Here is a 15,394-nt window from a genome sequence, read left to right on the forward strand (position 1 = left end):
TCCGGCCAAGCCGCCATACGCTTTTCACCAAGATAACCGCCCAACAGGAGTTCCCCGATGAAACGCATTCTCCTTTCCGCCGCGCTTGCGCTCAGCGCCACCGCCGCCGCCGCGGCCGACCTGCCCGACCTTGGCGGCCGCACCGTCGTTGTCGTGACCGAGAACGCCTACCCGCCGCTGCAATTCGTCGATCCGTCCTCGGGCGACGCCATCGGCTGGGAATACGATGCCATGGCAGAGATCGCCGAGCGGCTGAACATGACCGTGGAGTACGAGAACATCAGCTGGGACGCGATGATCCCGGCAGTGTCGGACGGGCAGTACGATATCGGCATGACCGGCATCACGATCCGCGACGACCGGGCCGAGGTGGTCGATTTCTCCGATCCCTATATGCGGTCCGAGATGGTGATGATGGTCCGCGGCGACGAAGAGCGGTTCACCGACGCCGCCAGTTTTGCCGCCGATGACGACCTGCTGATGGCGGCGCAGCCGGGGACGACCCCGTTCTATGTCGGCGTCTACGAGGTTCTGGACGGCGACGAGGCCAACCCGCGCATCGTCAAGTTCGAGACCTTCGGCGCCGGGGTACAGGCGCTGAAAGCCGGCGACGTGGATCTGGTGCTGACCGACGGCACCGCAGGCGAGGGCTATGTCTCCGCCTCGGACGGCGGGCTGAAGATCGTGGGCGAAAAGCTGGGGACAGAGGATTTCGGCTTCATCTTCCCGAAAGGCTCGGACCTCGTGGAACCGATCAACGCCGCCATCGCCGACATGCAGGAAGACGGTACGCTGGACGAGCTGAACAAGAAGTGGTTCCTCGACTACAAGCTGGGTGAGTGACACTCGCTTTCGCAACCTGTCCCGGCCGGGCGCAAGTGTCTGGCCGGGACCCGGAAGCCCGGAAACCTCCTGGTCAGATTATCCGGAGTAATCCGGCGCGTTCTTCTTCAGGAAAACGGCCTTCCGACAGCCCGCAGCCTATCGAATGACCCCAACCCCGAAACCGGAAGAGGATTTCCCCTGGTGGCTCGTGGCCGCCGGGCTGATTGCCGCATATGCCTTCTACCGGATCCTGACGGACGATCTTTACACCCAGATCCTCGAAACCGTGTCCAGGGGCATCGGCATCACGGTGATGGTGACGCTGATCGGCTTCGGCTCCGCCTGTGTCGTCGGCCTCGGCCTCGCCACGGCAAGCCTGTCGCGCTTCATCGTGCTGCGGCAGAGCGCGCGGTTCTATATCGAGATCATCCGCGGCGTCCCGATCATCGTGCTCTTGCTCTACGTCGCCTTCGTCGTCGCCCCGGCGCTCGTCGCCGCCTGGAACTGGGTGGCCGGAAATCTCGGCCTCGAACCGATCCGCACTCGTGATTTCCCGTTGCTCTGGCGCGCGGTGCTGGCGCTGACCATCGGCTATTCCGCCTTCATCGCCGAGGTGTTCCGCGCCGGGCTGCAATCGGTAGACGAAGGCCAGATCGAGGCGGCAGAGGCGCTGGGTCTGAACGGGTGGCAGCGGTTCCGGCACATCGTGTTTCCGCAGGCGTTCCGCACGATCCTGCCGCCGCTGGGCAACGATTTCGTCGCCATGGTCAAGGACAGTTCGCTGGTCTCGGTCCTTGGCGTCGCCGATATCACCCAGCTCGGCAAGGTGACGGCCGCCAGCAATTTCCGCTATTTCGAGACCTACAACGTGGTGGCGTTCCTCTACCTATTGATGACGGTTTCACTGTCGCTCGGCCTGCGAAGGCTCGAACAACGGTTGAGGCGAAAACCCGGCTGACCTAACGTCGCGTTAAGGCAGAATCACAACTCAACCGGGAGGATTATCCATGCGCTACTTCGTGGCCGCTCTCTGCCTCGCCGCCGCGCCCGTCTGGGCCGGCGAAACCCCTGCGCCCGAAGGCGCATCCGTCTACTTCATCACGCCCACCGACGGCGAAGCCGTCTCCGGTCCCGTGACAGTCCGGTTCGGTCTGACCGGCATGGGCGTCGCGCCCGCCGGAACCGAGAAGGAAAACACCGGTCACCACCACCTCCTGATCGACCGACCGCCGCTGGGCGAAGGCGAGGACGGGATGGAAGAGCTCGACTACGCCATCCTCAACGATGACCATAACCGCCACTTCGGCGGCGGCCAGACAGAGGTGGTTCTGGAACTCGAGCCGGGCGAGCACACGCTCCAGCTGGTGCTGGGCGATGCCGGGCACGTGCCCTTCGATCCGCCCGTTGCCTCGGACGTGATCACCATAACCGTCGAATAGCCCTTTCAGCCGCCAACACGGCTGATACGGTGGGGGCGACACCGGAACAGGAGCCGCCCCCGATGACCAATCCGCTGCTGATCGACTGGGACACCCCGTTCGAGATGCCGCCTTTCGACAAGATCTCCGACGGGGATTTCGAGGAGGCGTTCGAAAAGTCGATGGCCGAGGCGAAGGCGGAGATCGCCCGCATCGCCGACAACCCCGAGCCGTCGACCTTCGCCAACACGATCGAGGCGCTGGAACGCGCCGACGAGCGGCTCGGCAAGGTGCTTTCGGTTTTCTATTCGCTCGCCGGGGCCGACTCGAACGAAAAACGCGAGGAGCTGCAGCGCGCTTTCTCGCCGAAGCTGGCGCAATACAGTTCCGAGATCACAATGAACGCCGCGCTGTTCGCGCGGATCGACACGCTGTGGAACGAACGCGACAGCCTCGGCCTGACTGACGAGCAGATGCGCGTGCTGTACCTGACCCGGCGCGGTTTCGTCCGTTCCGGCGCGCAGCTGGAGGGCTTCGCGCGCGACCGGCTGAAGCAGGTCAAGGAACGGCTGGCCGTGCTCGGCACCCAGTTCACGCAGAACCTGCTGGCGGATGAACGCGGCTGGTTCATGGAACTGGACGAGGCGGACCTTGAAGGCCTGCCCGAATTCGTCCTCGCATCCGCCCGTGCCGCCGGCGAGGAAAAGGGCGTGGACGGCCCCGCGATCACCCTGTCGCGGTCGCTGATCGTGCCGTTCCTGCAGTTCTCGCCCCGCCGCGACCTGCGCGAACGGGCATATCGTGCCTGGACATCTCGCGGCGCCAATGGCGGCGAGACCGACAACCGCGACATCGCGACGGAGATCCTGCAGCTGCGCGAGGAGCGCGCGAACCTGCTCGGCTACGACAGCTTTGCCGAATACAAGCTGGAAACCGAGATGGCGAAAACGCCCGATGCGGTGCGCGACCTACTGATGCAGGTCTGGGAACCGGCGCGGACCCGGGCCGAGGAGGACGCGCTGCGCCTTGCCGCCATGATGCACAATGACGGCGTGAACGGAGAGCTGGAGCCTTGGGACTGGCGCTATTACTCGGAGAAACGGCGCAAGGAAGAGCATGACCTCGATGAAGCCGAACTGAAGCCGTACCTGCAGCTGGAACGGATGACCGAGGCCGCATTCGCCTGCGCGAACCGGCTGTTCGGGCTGGAGTTCAGGGAAGTCGACCTGCCGAAATACCATCCCGACGTGCGCACCTGGGAGGTGACGCGCGGCGGCAAGCACATGGCGATCTTCGTCGGCGACTATTTCGCGCGCGGGTCAAAGCGGTCGGGCGCCTGGTGTTCCGCCATGCGGTCGCAGCAGAAGCTGGCGGGCGACATCCGCCCAATCGTCATCAACGTCTGCAACTTCGCCAAACCGGAAAAGGGCAAGCCTGCGCTCCTGTCCTACGACGACGCGCGCACCCTGTTCCACGAATTCGGCCACGCGCTGCACCAGATGCTGTCGGACCAGACCTACGAGTCGATCTCCGGCACCTCGGTCGCGCGCGATTTCGTGGAGCTGCCCAGCCAGCTTTACGAGCACTGGCTGGAAGTGCCGGAGGTGCTGTCGGAATTCGCGACCCACGCGGAGACCGGCGAGCCGATGCCGAAGGAGATGCTCGACAAGGTGATCGCCGCGGCGACCTACGACATGGGGCAGCAGACCGTGGAATACGTGGCCTCGGCCCTCGTCGATCTGGAGTTCCATTCCGGCGAGGCGCCGGACGACGCGATGGCGAAGCAGGCGGAGATACTGGACAGCATCGGAATTCCCAATGCGATCCGGATGCGTCACGCAACCCCGCATTTCAGCCACGTGTTCTCTGGCGACGGCTATTCGTCGGGCTACTACAGCTACATGTGGTCCGAGGTGATGGACGCGGATGCCTTCGAGGCCTTCGAGGAAGCCGGAGGTGCCTTCGACGCCGAGATGGCGAAGAAGCTGGAAACCTACATCCTGTCGGCGGGCGGGTCGGAAGAGGCTGACGTGCTTTACACCAAGTTCCGCGGCAAGATGCCAGGGGTGGAGGCGCTGCTGAAAGGGCGCGGGCTGCTCGACGCCGCCTGACCCCCGCGACGATCTGCGCCTTGCCCGGAGCGGCCGATTGTAATGCACCTGTCACCGAAGCGGCCTAGTGCTGCTTCGGACACTGGCGGGAGCCTTGGGATGGAAATCCGCGACATTCTGGATGGCGGCGCCTGCAAGCGCGACCTCGCGGAGGCGCTGCGCGCGCGGCTGACGGTGCTGCGCGCTCAGGCGCTGGCAGAGGCGGACGGCACGCTTGCCAGTTGGCGGCGCGCGGTGACGCGGCAGGAATTCCTGCCGTCCGTGGAAAACCTCGCGCTGTATCTCTCGCTGCGAAAGCTCGACCTGACAGTCGAGCAGGAGGCGCTGACCGCGCTCGGCCTGTCCTCGCTCGGCCGGTCGGAGGCGCATGTGCTGGGCTCGCTAGACGCCGTGATCGCGGCGCTGACCGCGATGGTGTCCGCCGCGCCGGTCGAAGGACCCGTGCATCGCGACAAGGCCGCCGCCCGCGACCGCATCGGCGCCCGGCGCGACGCGATCTTCGGCACGGACGTGCCGGAACACACGACGCGCATCCTGGTGACGCTGCCGTCAGAGGCGGCGACGGACCCGGACCTTGTGACCCGGCTGATCGCGGCAGGCGGGTCCACCGTGCGCATCAACTGCGCGCATGACGCGCCGGAGGACTGGGCGAAGATGATCGCCCACACCCGCGCCGCCGCAGAGGCGGTCGGACGCCGCGTGCCGATCCTCATGGACCTCGCCGGTCCGAAGGTGCGCACGCGGGATATGTCGATCCCGGCGGACCTGCTGGCGCGGGAGAAGAAGAAAAAACTCAAGCATCTCAAAGAAGAAGGGCTGGAGCTTTCGGATCTCGGGGGCCGGCTGATGCGCGGCGACCGGATGGTTCTGGCCGACACGCTGCGCGCAGATGAACGCCTGTTCACCGTAACGCTCAGCCATCCGGAACTGCTCGACCAGCTGAAGCCCGGCGCTATGGTCTGGTTCGACGACGGCAAGATCGGCGCCCATGTCGAGGCGGTGGAAGGCCGCCGCGCCGAGCTGGAGGTGCTGCACGCCCCCGCCAAGGGCGCGCGGCTGAAGGCCGAGAAGGGCGTTAACCTGCCCGGTGTTGCGGTCGACATTCCGGCGCTGACCGATGCCGACCGCAACGCGCTCGACTTCGTGGTCGGGCGTGCCGACATCATCGGCTATTCCTTCGTCCAGACCGCGCGCGACGTGCGCGGGCTGCAGGAGGCGATTGCCGCCCGACTGCCCGAAGGCGCCGCGCCGCCCGCGATCATCCTCAAGATCGAGACCGACCTTGCCGTGCGCAACCTTCCCCGGCTGATCGTGCAGGCGGGCGGCCGGATGCCGGTGGCGGTGATGATCGCGCGCGGCGATCTGGCTGTGGAGATCGGGCTGGAACGGCTGTCAGAGATCCAGGAAGAGATCCTGTGGCTCTGCGAGGCGGCAGAGGTGCCGGTGGTCTGGGCGACGCAGGTGCTGGAAGGACTGTGCAAGGACGGCTTTGCAAGCCGCGCCGAGACGACAGACGCCGCCATGGGCCAGCGCGCCGAATGCGTGATGCTGAACAAGGGGCCCTATGCCGAGGAGGCGGTGGCGTTCCTCGCGCGGGTGTTGCGGCGGATGAACCGGCACCAGTCGAAAAAGTCGCCGCGTCTGGCGCCGCTGCGCGCCTGGCGGGAGCCGGAGGGGCTTTAAACCGTGTTTCGGATCGCCTTCGGCGATCCGATCCGCCGGGGGGCTTTGCCCCCCAGACCCCCCAGGATACTTTTGACCAGAAGAAGCAGGCGGTGATTTGTCTTGGGCGCAACGCTTGCTCAGCGGCTCGGATCGTCCGGGTGCGGCATGACGCCAACGGGATCCTTGTGGATCATCACGTCCGCCTGCGGGTAGGCCTTGAGGATGGCGCGGCGCAAGCCGGCGCCGATGGCATGAGCCGCGTCGAGGGTCTGCTCGCCATCGAGTTCGATATGCAGGTTGACGAAGACGACCGAGCCGGCGGTGCGGGTCTTCAGGTCATGAAATCCGCGCACGCCTGGATAATCGCCCGCGATCTGCTCGATCCCGGCCACCATTTCCGGGTCGGCGGCGCGGTCCATCAACGCGTCCAGGGCGGATTTGCCGATCCGCAGTGCGCCGAAAACGAGCATGGCCGCGGCGCCGAGGGCGACGATGCTGTCGACCTGTCCGAGGCCGAACTGCGATGAAGCGATCAGCGCGAGGATGGCTCCCACCGCGGGAATGAGGTCGCCGAGGTAGTGCAGCTGGTCCGCCGCCACCACCTTGTTGCCGGTGATGCGGATTACCCGGCGCTGGTACAGCACCAGCGCCGCGGTCAGCGCGATGGAAAGGACCATCACACCGATACCCGCGGCCTCTGCCCCGATGGGCGAAGGCGGGCCGGAAATCAGCCGCGAAACGGCGCCCCAGGTAATTGCGGCGGCCGAGGCGAGGATCACCGCCGACTGCCCCAGCGCCGCCAGATCCTCGGCCGATGAATGGCCGAAGGCGTGATCCTCGTCCGCGGGCTTGGACGCGTAGACGATGGCGGCGAGGCCGCCCAGCGACATCATCAGGTCGAGGCCGCTGTCCACGAGGCTCGCGGCGACGGCCAGCGAGGAGGTAACGCTGAGCGCCCAGAGCTTCGACAGCACCAGGATAAGGGCGACCGAGGCCGACATCAGCCCCGCCGAAAGGTTGAGTCCGTGAGCCTTGTTGCGCGCCACGCCGATCGTTCCGCCAGTTACATTTTTTGATGGCCGTTGAATCGCAGACCCGGCCCGCGAGGCCAAGCCCGAAATCCCTAAAGAAAGACCTTGTCGCGGATGCGGGTCCAGGCGCGGCGGGTGAAATTGTCCTTTGCCGGCTCCAGGCAGGACTGGCCGAGGAACCAGTAAAGGTACTTTTCGTATGGGAATCCGTTCATTTCCTCGGACCCGTAGAGCAGCGCATCGCGCAGGTCGTTCTCGCGGCGCGGCGTCAAGGTTGCGTGCCAGTAGTCGGACTTGCCGCAGGTGATCACGCATTTGCGCTGCATCAGCGCCTCGAAGCCGGCAGAGGAGTTCTGCGTCACCACCATCCGGCTGGCAGCGGAAAGGTCATGGACAGAGGCGACAGTGACGGTGACGTTCCGGTAATCGGCGGCGATCTCGAACAGCGCCTTGCGGTCCTGTTTCGACTGATCGGGATGCGGCTTCACATAGATCCGCTCCTCGGCGCAGGTGGTGGCGGCGATCCGGATCATCGCCTCCGCCGTAAGGTAATGGCTGCGCCCCGGCCCCGTCGTTTCCGGCTGGCAGAAGACTGTGGCGGCAGCCGGCTTGAGGCCGCCGGGCACGCGCGGTTCCTGCGTCCGGTTCGAAACGTTCTCGCGCAGCATGTAGCCGGTGACGCCGTTGAAGAAGTACTCCGCATTTCCTGCGTCGACCTCCTGTTCGCAGAAGCGGGCAAAGCGCAGCGAGGAGTTCCAGCCGGTGCCCAGTTCGTCGAGATACCAGAAACCCCAGACATGGGCGGGATGGACATGCAGCTGTCCGGGGCCGTAGCCCGGCGGGCAGCCGACCATCAGGTGGATATGGTCCTGTTCCAGCAGCATGCGCGAGGCGGTGCCTTCGGCGCTGACAACGCGCGAGGGGATACCCTTGGCGGTGGCATGGCGGAAGGTCTTGACGAAGAATTCGTGGTCGCCGCGCTCTATCGGGTCGAGCCAGCCCGGGCCGGCGTGCACAACCAGCGCCTTGCCCCGGTCCGCCGACCCGGCGGCGCGAAAGGGGCGGGCGAGCACGTTCACGCGGTTACTCCGCCGAGGCGGTCATGTCGACCTTGTCGATGCCCCAGACCGCCTTGGCCGGCACCCAGCCGCGGTATCCTGCGGCCTCGACCTTACACCAGTCGAGTCGGCATTCGTCGAGATTGGCGACGACGCCAGCCTCAAGCGTTGCGTTCACCGGCGCGTTCGGATCGGGCTTCATCAGAAGCGATACCATGTCCTGTTCGACCAGCACCGTCCGCACCCCGGACAGCAGGGAATAGTGCACCCACCCGCCCATGCCGTCACGGTCGAGGATTCGGCGCCAGTGGCCGTATTCGCCGACGATCTTCAGCGGCATGTCGCGGCGCTTGAAAACCCAGTCGATCCGGTGGCTCAGCGACGGCCCGCGCCGCACGTTGGCCTCGCTCGCCTTGAGCGAAACGAAGCGGGGAATCGGCAGGTTGGTGACCGGCCCGCGTTCCTGTGCCGCGGCACATGCCGCCACCGCCACGGCCAGTACCGCGGCGGTCACACCCGTTCTGATGCGCCTCATGGTCGTCCCACTCGAAACCTGCTCTGTCACGGGCATTTTGCCGCCCATCCGGCACGGGGTTTTGCAACGCAATCAGTTGTGCCCCGCGTCCGTAATTGCCACTGTGCCAGCGACGGGTTCGAAAGGGAACAGGGGAGAGCCGGGAATGAGCCGTGAGCGTCTGAGTGTTGTCGTTACGCGACGGTTGCCAGAGGTGGTCGAAACACGGATGACCGAGCTTTTCGACGTGGAACTGCGCGACAGCGACGCTCCGCTGAGCCGCGACGAACTTGCCAGCGCGATGCGGCGGGCCGATGTGCTGGTGCCGACGATCACCGACATCATCGACCAGGGCCTGCTGGCGCAGGCGGGCGACAAGCTGAAGCTGATCGCCAATTACGGCGCCGGGATCGATCATATCGACGTCGCCACGGCACGGCAGCGCGGGATTCTCGTTTCCAACACGCCCGGCGTGGTGACAGAGGATACCGCGGACATGACCATGGCGCTGATCCTTGCCGTGACCCGGCGCATCCCCGAAGGGCTGGCGGTGATGCAGGCAGGCGAATGGACCGGCTGGACGCCGACCGCCTTCCTCGGCGGCCGCGTCGGCGGGCGACGGCTGGGCATTCTGGGCATGGGCCGGATCGGACAGGCGGTTGCGCGCCGGGCGCGCGCTTTCGGCATGCAGATCCACTATCACAACCGGAAAAGGCTGCGCCCGGAGATCGAGGAAGAGCTGGAGGCGACCTATTGGGATTCGCTCGACCAGATGGTCAGCCGGATGGACGTGATTTCCGTGAATTGCCCGCACACGCCCTCGACCTTCCACCTGCTGAACGCGCGGCGGCTGAAGCTGATGAAGCCGTCGGCAGTGATCGTGAACACCTCGCGCGGCGAGGTGATCGACGAGAACGCGCTGACCCGGATGCTGCGGGCGGGAGAGATCGCCGGCGCCGGGCTCGACGTGTTCGAGCGCGGGAAAGAGATCAACCCGCGCCTCCGTGAGCTGACCAATGTGGTCCTGCTGCCCCATATGGGTTCAGCCACCCGCGAGGGACGGGCCGAGATGGGCGAAAAGGTAATCATCAACATCAAGACCTTCGCCGACGGCCACCGACCGCCGGACCTGGTCGTACCGAGCATGGTATGAGGCGCGGCGCCCGCATCGTTCTGCTTCTGCTGCTCGGCGGGCTTTCCATCGCGCTGGTCTTTGCGCCGAAATACAATCCCGCCGTCTCGGTCACCGAGCGCTTCAACCGCGATGTCGCGGTGGCCAGCGCCGCGACATATGTGTCGCTGCGCGCGATCAATGCCGCACTGTCCGCCGTGCAGGAGGTGGAGGTCGGCGCCTCCTTCGGGGCGTCGGGCAGCATCCAGCCTCTGAAATGGCTCGAGCCGGTCGATGACACGGTCGAGCGCGTGTCGGAGCTGATCTTCGCCGTGGCACTGGTAAACGGTGTGCTGTCCATCGCCATCGGACCGGTTGCGGCGATCGGTTTCTTTCTGCTCGCCGTGGGGCTGATGGGCCGCTGCGGCTGCGAGGCGCACCGCTCCGGATGGTCCGCGGCGCCGCCGGGGCTGCGGCGCGCCTTCTATGGCTGCGGCGCGTTCGGATTCGCGCTGGCAATTGGTGTACCGTTCGCCTTTGCACTCGGTTCCTGGGCGGGTGACTTACTGACGGTGGAGCAGTGGAACGAGGCCAATGCGACGCTGAACGGCATCGCCGAAGAGGCGCGGACGATGATCGGCGACGTCGACGCGTCCGGGGTAGAGCGCGGCTGGCGCGAGTCGCTGTCCGCCTATCTGAGTGCGGGCGGCCTGTTCTGGGACGAGGCCGACGCGCTGCTCGCGGCTTCGATTGCCATGGGCGGGGTTTTGCTGCTGCGTCTGGTGGTCCTTCCGGCGGTGATCCTGGTGGCAATCCTGTACCTGATGCGAACCATGCTTGCGGCGCGCCAGACCATCAGGGTCGAGCTCCCACCCACTGGACAGGACAGCGTTCCGCCGCCACTCTGATCCCGTTCAGGCGGAGTACATTCCAGTGACGAATCCCTGTCCGGTCAAAGGATTGCGGAGGACCTAAGCATGATGCGGCGGGTCTTCTTGGTGCTGCTTCTGGCGCTGGCGGGCTGCAGTTCGCGCCCGATGGCCCCGGGTGAGCGTGCCTTTGCCGAGGACATGTTCGGCGGCACACTGGACGTGGACCGTGTCCGCGTCACCACTGGGCCCGGCCGCCCGCCACCGAGCGCCGCGCGGATCGCGCCGGAGAGGCTGAAGGAAATCGAGATCCGCCCCGGTCTTTGCGACCGCGTCGCGCCCGATCCGGGCCGGTCGGAACCGCCGCCGGCCTTTGCCCTATACGACCGCGTGCACCTGATGCCGGATTTCTACCGGCCCGACATGATGGCCGGCTGGCCCGAAGCGGTGCATGGGCCGCAAACCCTCGTCTTCGCGCATGAACTGGTCCATGTCTGGCAGTGGCAGAACCGGGGCCGCACCGGGTATCACCCGGTCCGCGCGGCGCTGGAAAGCATCGTCAACGGCGATCCGTATTTCTATGTCCCTGCGCCTGGCGAGGGGTTCCTGAAATATGGCTTCGAGCAGCAGGCAGCGCTGATCGAGGACTACATGTGCTACCTGATCGTCGATCCGGAGAACCCGAGGCGCGAGGAAATCCGGAAAATCATCTCGCCCTACTTCACCGTCGGCGAGGTCGCGGCCGCGACGGGTCGCTGACGCGCATGTCGCTTTTTTCTCACCAGAGGTCGGCTGCCCCTCGCTGCACTCACGCAAATTCTGCAAGGTAGGCGCCGAAGCAGCTTGCGGAGCCTTGCGCCATGAAGACCCATGTCAAAGCCCTAGTCGTCGGCGGTGGCGCCGTTGGCACCGGGATCGCCTATCACCTCGCCCGTGCCGGCTGGTCCGACGTGATGCTGCTGGAACGGGACGAACTGACCTCCGGCTCGACATGGCACGCCGCGGGGCTGCTGCCGCTGTTCAACATGAGCTACGCGACCAGCCACATCCACGACTACTCGGTCAAGTTCTACAAGACGCTGGAGGAAGAGACCGGGCTGAACGCCGGCTTCTACGTCGTCGGCAACCTGCGCATGGCGCAGACGCAGGACCGTATGGACGAGTACATGCTTTACGCCTCAACGGCGGAAACGGTCGGCATCCCCTATGAATGGCTGACCCCGGCGCAGATCAAGGAGCGCTGGCCGCTGGTCCGGACCGAGGACCTCAAAGGCGCGATCTACCACCCCACCGACGGTTACATCAACCCAGCCGACGTGACCCAGGCGATGGCCAAGGGCGCCCGGCAGCGCGGCGTGACGATCGAGCGCAGGTGGCAGGTCGACGGCTACGAATGGACCGGGTCGGAATGGAAGGTCTCGGTCACCAAGATGGTCGAGAAGGGCGGCAACCTCGTGCCCTCCGAAGAGACCGCGGTCATCACCGCCGAGCACGTCGTCACCGCCACCGGGAACCACGCACAGCGCACGGCAAAACTCCTGGGCATCAAGATCCCTGCGATACCGGTGGAACACCAGTACATCGTCACCGAACCCGACCCCGCGCTGGCCGAATGGCGCGCCGCGGGCAACCCGGAACACCCGGTGCTGCGCGATGCTGATGCCAAATGGTACGTGCGAGAGGAGCGCAAGGGCTGGATCCTCGGGCCTTACGAGGAAGGGGCACCCGCCCGGTTCGAATACAGCGTCCCGGACAGTTTCCGAGCCGACCTTTTCCCGCTCGACCTCGAGCGGATCGAAGAGGAATACATGTCGATGATCCACCGGATCCCGACGACCGAGGAACTGGGGCTCAAGGACGATTTCAACGGCCCGATCTGCTACACGCCCGACGGCAACCCGCTGGTCGGTCCGGCGCCGGGCCTCCGCAACATGTGGCTGGCCGAAGGGTTCTCCTTTGGCATCACCGCGGCGGGCGGTACCGGCTATTACCTCGCCCAGATGATGGTCGAGGGCGAGGCAGAGATCGACATGGCCTCCCTCGATCCTAAGCGCTACGGCAGCTGGATGACGACCGAATACGCGGCGCGGAAGAACGAGGAATGCTATTCCCACGTCTACGTGCTGCACCACCCGGACGAGGAACGCGAAGCCTGCCGTCCGCTGCGCACCGGCCCCGCCTATGATCGGCAGAAGGCCGAGGGGGCGCAGTTCGGCGTAGTCAACGGGTTCGAGCGGCCGAACTACTACGGACCGAAAGACGCGCCCTCGAATTTCGACCATGAGTCCAGAAGCTTCCGGCGCGGCGGCTGGTGGCAATACGCGAAAGACGAAGCGCAGGCGATCCGCGAAACGGCGGGGCTGATCGATGCCACCGCCTTTGCGAAGCATGTGATCACCGGGCCGGGGGCAGAGGCTTTCCTCGACTGGTTCACCACCAACAAGCTGCCCAAGCCGGGGCGCATCAACCTGACCTACGCGCTGACCGGGGCCGGAACGACGCGGACCGAGTACACGATCCTGCGCGAGACGCCGGAGCACTGGGTGCTGATCTCGTCCGGCGCGTGGCACGCCTACGACCGCGACAACCTGCTGAAAGCGGTCGAAGAGAAGGAACCCGAATTCGGCCGCATCAACGTCGAGGACTGGACTACGCGCTACGGCGCCTTCGCGCTGGCGGGTCCGAAATCGCGCGACATCCTGAAAGAGCTGATCAAGGATCCCGCCCCGGACACCGCGCTGTCGAACAAGCGCTTCCCGTGGCTTTCCTGCCGCAACATCGAGCTGGGCATGTGCCCCGTCGTAGCCGTCCGCGTCGCCTATACCGGCGAGCTGGGATGGGAGCTGCACCACCCGATCGAGTTCCAGAACTACCTGTGGGATCAGCTGGTTGCGGCTGGCGAAAAGCACGGGATGAAACTGGTCGGCGCACGGGCGCAGAACTGGCTGCGGCAGGAAAAGAGCTACCGCGCCTTCGGCACGGAGCTCGGCCGCGACGCGACACCGCTGGAGGCGGGGCTGGACCGGTTCGTCGACCTCGACAAGGACTTCCACGGCAAGCAGGCGATGCTGGACAAGGGCATCCGCTCGAAATGCGTGACGGTCCTGATCGACGGCCCGGCTGATGCCGATCCCTGGGGCCGCGAGGCGCTTTATGCCGACGGAACCAAGGTCGGGCGGCTGACATCGGGCGGCTATTCGGTGGCCTTCGCTAAGTCGATCGGCATGGGCTACGTCAAGCCGGAGCTCGCGGTGCCGGGACAGAAGCTGAAGGTGCGGATGTTCGACCAGCTGTGGGACGTCGAAGTGACCGAGGACAGCCCCTACGACCCGACCAACGCGGTGATCCGCGTCGACGGGTAGGACGGTTCATAAGGGGAAATTTGTCCCACGCAGGATACGCTTAAGAATTCCTGACGCTTCCGCAGTGCCGCCTGTTCGCGACACCAGCTACAACAGGTTCGCCGGCGCCCGGATCGTCTTGTTGTCCGCGGGAGAGTCGTCGTAGAAAACGTCCCGTTTCACGCCCGGCAGGTCATCCCAGGCCTTCATCAGCTTCAGCGGGCTGAAGCCGGAGGGCATGGTCTGAAAACCCGGCAGGCCGCGCAGGACGTCGGCGACGGCAATGGCGCAGTAGGATTTCTGCACCGGGCCGTGTTCCCGGATGCGTCGCAGGGCCTGTTCCGCCACTTCGGGGGACACCTCGACCTCCTGGATGACGACGTGCCAGGTCTCGCGGCCGTGGTAATCCTTGTAGAAGTCCACGGCCTTGTCGGACATGCCGAAGATGACGTCGTTGCGTTCGGGCAGGGCCGGGTGCTGGAAGGTGCCCGCGGGGTCGAAGATCGCCCGTTGCGAGGCGTTCACCATCAGCGCGGAATGGCCGCCGGATCCGGTACTGTTGGAAACGACGGTGAAAAGGGTAAGCGACGGCGGGCCGTCATCGCGGTAGATGGCCCGCGTGACCTCCTCGTCCGGCGCCCAGCTTGGCTCGGCGCCGCACGCGGCAAGGGCGAGAGGCAGGAAAAGGACAAGCAGAAACCGCCACACGGTGCTGGTCCCGGCTGACGTCGCGATCAGACGGTGAGCAGGCCGAGGAACAGCAGGAAGACGAGGACAATCGCCGCGCCGTAACCGACGGTCTTCACGAAGCCCTCGAAGGTCTTTTCCTGAGCGGTGATGTCCATTTCGCCGGGCTTGTAGTCGGCCATATCGCGTGTCCCCTGGGTCGTAATCGAAGCGTTGCTGTGGTCTTAGACGATTCCGGGCAGGCTGTCACGGGCCGGTGCCGCGCAAAAACGGCGCAGGATCACTCCGTTTCCGCGCCCGCTTCCGGCTTTTCCAGATCGGCGGCAAGGCGAAAGCCGATGCGGCGCGGCGCGTCCTCGGCCTGCGGTTTCGGGACCGCCCGCAGCAGCACGTTCAGCTGGCTGACATGCTGGATCAGCTGGTTGCGGCCGCCGGACGGGTCAGAGCCGTAAAAGGTCACGATGTCCGGATCGTAATAGCCCACGCCCTCGATCCGGATCACGCCGGCATCGGCGCCGGTAAAGCCCATCGCGACCTCGTGCTCGTTGTCGAGCTGCGCCTCGAAGTTGCGAATGTACAGGATCAGCCGTTCATAGGCCCAGCGGGCCGCACTTTTGCGCTCCACCGGCGTCTGCGCGGCAGGAGCGGGCAGCGTGAGGTCGCCACAGCTCGCTTCTTCTTTCGGGTCGGTATGGACGACATGGGCGCGCGGCATCGCGGCGTCCTCATGTGCTTCGGCGGTTGTACGGATGTCCTGCCCCATG

General features: G+C 65.6%; 15 protein-coding genes. 9 read left to right on the forward strand and 6 right to left on the reverse strand.

Features of this window, described 5'->3' with window-relative positions; all coding sequences use genetic code 11:
• Window positions 1-57 precede the first annotated feature (57 nt).
• From HCO70_RS18220 to HCO70_RS18240, 5 genes are all read left to right on the forward strand, one after another.
• A complete protein-coding gene (locus tag HCO70_RS18220; protein ID WP_172298809.1) occupies window positions 58-843 on the forward strand; it encodes a transporter substrate-binding domain-containing protein in 786 nt (261 codons plus the stop codon).
• A 145-nt stretch (window positions 844-988) separates the two neighbouring features.
• On the forward strand, window positions 989-1,783 hold the full coding sequence (locus HCO70_RS18225; protein WP_172298811.1) for an amino acid ABC transporter permease: 795 nt from the start codon (window positions 989-991) through the stop codon (window positions 1,781-1,783).
• Window positions 1,784-1,832: 49 nt separating this feature from the next.
• The gene (locus HCO70_RS18230) at window positions 1,833-2,264 is read left to right on the forward strand and encodes a DUF4399 domain-containing protein (RefSeq protein ID WP_172298813.1); all 432 of its coding nucleotides are present in this window, start codon (window positions 1,833-1,835) and stop codon (window positions 2,262-2,264) included.
• Window positions 2,265-2,326: 62 nt separating this feature from the next.
• Entirely contained in the window at window positions 2,327-4,354 is a 2,028-nt protein-coding gene (locus tag HCO70_RS18235; RefSeq protein ID WP_172298815.1) for a M3 family metallopeptidase, read from the forward strand.
• A 99-nt stretch (window positions 4,355-4,453) separates the two neighbouring features.
• On the forward strand, window positions 4,454-6,037 hold the full coding sequence (locus HCO70_RS18240) for a pyruvate kinase (protein ID WP_172298817.1): 1,584 nt from the start codon (window positions 4,454-4,456) through the stop codon (window positions 6,035-6,037).
• A 119-nt stretch (window positions 6,038-6,156) separates the two neighbouring features.
• Here HCO70_RS18240 and HCO70_RS18245 read toward each other — a convergent pair whose 3' ends face one another.
• The 3 genes from HCO70_RS18245 to HCO70_RS18255 all read right to left on the reverse strand — a co-directional run bounded on the left by HCO70_RS18245 (window position 6,157) and on the right by HCO70_RS18255 (window position 8,643).
• Window positions 6,157-7,020: a cation diffusion facilitator family transporter gene (locus HCO70_RS18245; protein WP_172298978.1), complete on the reverse strand. Its 864-nt coding sequence runs from the start codon at window positions 7,018-7,020 to the stop codon at window positions 6,157-6,159.
• 122 nt (window positions 7,021-7,142) lie between these two features.
• Window positions 7,143-8,129 carry a hypothetical protein gene (locus tag HCO70_RS25115; RefSeq protein WP_172298819.1) on the reverse strand — a complete coding sequence of 329 codons (987 nt, stop codon included), beginning with the start codon at window positions 8,127-8,129 and terminating at the stop codon, window positions 7,143-7,145.
• Between the two features lie 4 nt (window positions 8,130-8,133).
• Entirely contained in the window at window positions 8,134-8,643 is a 510-nt protein-coding gene (locus HCO70_RS18255; RefSeq protein WP_172298820.1) for an SH3 domain-containing protein, read from the reverse strand.
• Window positions 8,644-8,788: 145 nt separating this feature from the next.
• Between HCO70_RS18255 and HCO70_RS18260 the strand changes: the two genes are divergently transcribed.
• The 4 genes from HCO70_RS18260 (at window position 8,789) to HCO70_RS18275 (ending at window position 13,964) form a co-directional block, all read left to right on the forward strand.
• Window positions 8,789-9,775 (forward strand): D-glycerate dehydrogenase, encoded by a 987-nt coding sequence (locus HCO70_RS18260; RefSeq protein WP_172298822.1) that lies wholly within the window; start codon window positions 8,789-8,791, stop codon window positions 9,773-9,775.
• On the forward strand, window positions 9,772-10,641 hold the full coding sequence (locus HCO70_RS18265) for a hypothetical protein (protein WP_172298824.1): 870 nt from the start codon (window positions 9,772-9,774) through the stop codon (window positions 10,639-10,641). Before HCO70_RS18260 ends, HCO70_RS18265 begins: the two co-directional genes overlap by 4 nt.
• 69 nt (window positions 10,642-10,710) lie before the next feature.
• On the forward strand, window positions 10,711-11,361 hold the full coding sequence (locus tag HCO70_RS18270) for a hypothetical protein (protein ID WP_172298826.1): 651 nt from the start codon (window positions 10,711-10,713) through the stop codon (window positions 11,359-11,361).
• A 101-nt stretch (window positions 11,362-11,462) separates the two neighbouring features.
• Window positions 11,463-13,964: an FAD-dependent oxidoreductase gene (locus HCO70_RS18275; protein WP_172298828.1), complete on the forward strand. Its 2,502-nt coding sequence runs from the start codon at window positions 11,463-11,465 to the stop codon at window positions 13,962-13,964.
• Between the two features lie 87 nt (window positions 13,965-14,051).
• On the opposite strand, the gene HCO70_RS18280 is transcribed toward HCO70_RS18275, so the two are convergent.
• From HCO70_RS18280 to HCO70_RS18290, 3 genes are all read right to left on the reverse strand, one after another.
• Window positions 14,052-14,651 (reverse strand): hypothetical protein, encoded by a 600-nt coding sequence (locus HCO70_RS18280; RefSeq protein WP_172298830.1) that lies wholly within the window; start codon window positions 14,649-14,651, stop codon window positions 14,052-14,054.
• A 26-nt stretch (window positions 14,652-14,677) separates the two neighbouring features.
• On the reverse strand, window positions 14,678-14,812 hold the full coding sequence (locus HCO70_RS18285) for an aa3-type cytochrome c oxidase subunit IV (protein WP_172298832.1): 135 nt from the start codon (window positions 14,810-14,812) through the stop codon (window positions 14,678-14,680).
• Window positions 14,813-14,910: 98 nt separating this feature from the next.
• Window positions 14,911-15,393 (reverse strand): DUF6173 family protein, encoded by a 483-nt coding sequence (locus HCO70_RS18290; RefSeq protein ID WP_172298834.1) that lies wholly within the window; start codon window positions 15,391-15,393, stop codon window positions 14,911-14,913.
• Window position 15,394 lies beyond the last annotated feature (1 nt).

The organism is Pseudoruegeria sp. HB172150, from assembly GCF_013184805.1.
Lineage (GTDB): Bacteria > Pseudomonadota > Alphaproteobacteria > Rhodobacterales > Rhodobacteraceae > Psychromarinibacter.

Coding starts and splice junctions, on each gene's coding strand:
- HCO70_RS18265 (WP_172298824.1), top strand. CDS start 9,772: ATGAGGCGCGGCGCCCGCATCGTTCTGCTTCTGCTGCTCGGCGGGCTT.
- HCO70_RS18240 (WP_172298817.1), top strand. CDS start 4,454: ATGGAAATCCGCGACATTCTGGATGGCGGCGCCTGCAAGCGCGACCTC.
- HCO70_RS18230 (WP_172298813.1), top strand. CDS start 1,833: ATGCGCTACTTCGTGGCCGCTCTCTGCCTCGCCGCCGCGCCCGTCTGG.
- HCO70_RS18290 (WP_172298834.1), bottom strand. CDS start 15,393: ATGGGGCAGGACATCCGTACAACCGCCGAAGCACATGAGGACGCCGCG.
- HCO70_RS18245 (WP_172298978.1), bottom strand. CDS start 7,020: ATGTCGGCCTCGGTCGCCCTTATCCTGGTGCTGTCGAAGCTCTGGGCG.
- HCO70_RS18255 (WP_172298820.1), bottom strand. CDS start 8,643: ATGAGGCGCATCAGAACGGGTGTGACCGCCGCGGTACTGGCCGTGGCG.
- HCO70_RS18285 (WP_172298832.1), bottom strand. CDS start 14,812: ATGGCCGACTACAAGCCCGGCGAAATGGACATCACCGCTCAGGAAAAG.
- HCO70_RS18270 (WP_172298826.1), top strand. CDS start 10,711: ATGATGCGGCGGGTCTTCTTGGTGCTGCTTCTGGCGCTGGCGGGCTGC.
- HCO70_RS18260 (WP_172298822.1), top strand. CDS start 8,789: ATGAGCCGTGAGCGTCTGAGTGTTGTCGTTACGCGACGGTTGCCAGAG.
- HCO70_RS18220 (WP_172298809.1), top strand. CDS start 58: ATGAAACGCATTCTCCTTTCCGCCGCGCTTGCGCTCAGCGCCACCGCC.
- HCO70_RS18235 (WP_172298815.1), top strand. CDS start 2,327: ATGACCAATCCGCTGCTGATCGACTGGGACACCCCGTTCGAGATGCCG.
- HCO70_RS18225 (WP_172298811.1), top strand. CDS start 989: ATGACCCCAACCCCGAAACCGGAAGAGGATTTCCCCTGGTGGCTCGTG.
- HCO70_RS18275 (WP_172298828.1), top strand. CDS start 11,463: ATGAAGACCCATGTCAAAGCCCTAGTCGTCGGCGGTGGCGCCGTTGGC.